This window comes from Streptomyces sp. UH6, assembly GCF_013421635.1.
GTDB lineage: Bacteria > Actinomycetota > Actinomycetes > Streptomycetales > Streptomycetaceae > Streptomyces > Streptomyces abyssomicinicus.
Genome location: NZ_JACADT010000830.1, coordinates 1 through 2,540, shown reverse-complemented (window position 1 = coordinate 2,540; position 2,540 = coordinate 1). Strand labels below are relative to the sequence as shown.

Annotated in this window: 3 protein-coding genes; all 3 read right to left on the bottom strand. The window is 71.4% G+C overall.

Going from position 1 to position 2,540, the window contains the following annotated elements; translation table 11 throughout:
* Positions 1–71: 71 nt before the first annotated feature.
* Positions 72–1,115, bottom strand: coding sequence for a substrate-binding domain-containing protein (locus HW445_RS26420; RefSeq protein ID WP_180223397.1), 1,044 nt, complete (start codon positions 1,113–1,115; stop codon positions 72–74).
* 30 nt (positions 1,116–1,145) lie between these two features.
* Complete coding sequence (locus tag HW445_RS26415) at positions 1,146–2,177, bottom strand: ABC transporter permease (RefSeq protein WP_180223396.1); 1,032 nt, start codon at positions 2,175–2,177, stop codon at positions 1,146–1,148.
* A partial coding sequence (locus HW445_RS26410) for an ATP-binding cassette domain-containing protein (protein ID WP_180223395.1) occupies positions 2,174–2,540 on the bottom strand: 367 nt, incomplete at its 5' end. The genes HW445_RS26410 and HW445_RS26415, both read right to left, overlap by 4 nt.

The window sequence follows — 2,540 nt, the reverse complement described above, 5'->3', positions numbered from 1 at the left end:
GGCGCACCTCTTGCTCTCCTCACCGGGCCCGGGGCCCGGCCCGGCCGCCCGGCGGGCGGCGCCGGGGCGGGTCAGTCGAAGCCGATGGGCATGTACTGGTCCACGTTGGACTTGTCGACGACCGCCGAGTACGCGGTGACCTGCGAGGGGATCTCGAACTCGGCGAGCCCGGAGACACCCTTGCCCTGCCCGAGCGCGCGGGCGAGGTCGATGGCGGAGGCGGCCATGGTCGGCGGGTACAGCACCGTCGCCTTGAGCACCCCGTCGTCCGCCTTGATCGCCTCGAAGGCGGACAGCGCGCCCGCTCCGCCGACCATCAGGAAGTCGTCGCGGCCGGCCTGGTCGATGGCGCGCAACGCGCCGACGCCCTGGTCGTCGTCGTGGTTCCACAGCGCGTGGAACTGTGACTGCGCCTGGAGCAGCTGGGCCATCTTGGCCTGACCGCTCTCGACCGTGAACTCGGCCGCCTGCCGGGCCACCTTCTCGATGTTCGGGTAGTTCTTCAGTGCGTCGTCGAAGCCCTTGGTGCGCTGCCGTGTGAGCTCCAGGTTGTCCAGGCCGGCCAGCTCGACCACCTTGGCGTCCTTGGTGTCCTTGAGCTTCTCGCCGATGTAGTGGCCGGCGTTGAGTCCCATGCCGTAGTTGTCGCCGCCGACCCAGCAGCGGAAGGCCTGCGGCGAGCTGAAGATGCGGTCGAGGTTGACCACCGGGATGCCCGCCCGCATGGCCTTGAGGCCGGTCTGGGTGAGCGCCGCGCCGTCGGCCGGCAGGATGACCAGTACGTCGACCTTCTTGTTGATCAGCGTCTCGATCTGGCCGATCTGGGTGGCGGTGTCGTTGGAGCCCTCGGTGATGTCCAGGGTGACGTCTTTGTACTTCTCGGCGCGGGCGCGGGCCTGCTCGTTGATGGCGTTGAGCCAGCCGTGGTCGGCCTGCGGTCCGGCGAAGCCGATGGTGACGGCCTTGCCCGGCGTGTCGTCGGCGGCGGGCTGCTGAGAGGAGCCCGCCTTCCCCTTGTCGTCCTTCTCGTTGCTGGTGCAGCCCGCGAGGAGGGCGCCGGCCGATACGGCGGCGGTCCCGAAGAGCAGTCCCCGGCGGCTCGTGAGGTCTGGCATGGCGGTGGACCCTTCTGTCGGCTCTGACGATCAGGCCAGTTCGTTCCTGACGGTGCGGCGCTGGACCAGGACGGCGGCGACGATGATCGCCCCCTTGGCGATCTGCTGGACGTCGCTCTGGAGGTTGTTCAGCGCGAAGATGTTGGTGATGGTGGTGAAGATCAGGACGCCGAGGACGGAGCCGACGATGGTGCCGCGGCCGCCGGTGAGCAGGGTGCCGCCGATGATCGCGGCGGCGATGGCGTCGAGTTCGTAGAGGTTGCCGTTGGTGTTCTGGCCCGAGCCGGAGAGCACGACCAGCATGAACGCGGCGATGCCGCAGCACAGTCCGGACAGCAGGTACAGGGAGAGGCGCTGGCGGCGGACGTCGATGCCGGCCAGCCGGGCGGCCTCCGCGTTGCCGCCGACGGCCACCGTGCGGCGGCCGAAGGTGGTCCGGTTGAGCAGGAGCCAGCCGACGACGGTGACCGCGGCGAAGACCAGCACGAGCGGCGGGACGCCCAGCACGTAGCTGTCGCGGCTGCCCAGGTCGAGCACCCCGTCCACGGTGACCCGCTGGGTGCGGCCCTCGGTGATGAGCAGGGCGAGCCCGCGGGCCGAGGCGAACATGGCGAGGGTGGCGATGAACGGCACCATCGCCCCGTAGGCGATCAGCGCCCCGTTCACCAGGCCGCAGCCGAGGCCGACGACCACCGAGGTGAACAGGATGCCGGCGAAGCCGAACTCCTGGGTGGCCACGGTGGTCGCCCACACGGAGGCCAGGGCGACGATCGCGCCGACCGAGAGGTCGATCCCCCCGGCGGTGATCACGAAGGTCATGCCGACGGTCACCACGCCGATGACCGAGGCCTGGGTGAGCACCAGCCGCAGGTTGTCGAGGTCGAGGAACGCCTCCGGCCGGGTGACGCCGCCTGCCACGACCAGCGCGGCGAGCACCCCCAGCAGCGACAGCGTGCGGACGTCGAGCCGCGCGAGCACGGCCGGTGGTGCGCTGCGGCGGCCCTCCGGGGGCGGCGCCGACTTCTCCGGCCCGGTGGCGGGCGGGGAGACGGGGTGCGTCATGTCTGGCTCCCTTCGGCAGCCGCGTCGGTGGCGTGCAGTACGAGATCGAGGACCCGGTGCTCGTCGAGTTCGCCCGCGGGTGCGGTGTGCACCACCCGGCCCTCCCGGAGCACCAGGACGCGGTCGGCCAGGCCCAGCACCTCGGGCAGTTCGCTGGAGACCAACAGCACCGCGAGTCCCTCGTCGGCCAGGCGGCGGATCACCGCGTAGAGCTCGGCCCGGGCGCCGATGTCGACGCCCCGGGTGGGTTCGTCCAGCAGCAGGACGCGGCAGCCGCGCAGCAGCCAGCGGGCCAGCACGGCCTTCTGCTGGTTGCCGCCGGAGAGCGTGCGCACGGCGGCGTCCGGGTTGTCGGGGCGCAGC

What these genes read in the sequence shown, in the direction of transcription:
- HW445_RS26420 (WP_180223397.1), bottom strand. Translation starts at nt 1,115, where the DNA reads ATGCCAGACCTCACGAGCCGCCGGGGACTGCTCTTCGGGACCGCCGCC.
- HW445_RS26415 (WP_180223396.1), bottom strand. Translation starts at nt 2,177, where the DNA reads ATGACGCACCCCGTCTCCCCGCCCGCCACCGGGCCGGAGAAGTCGGCG.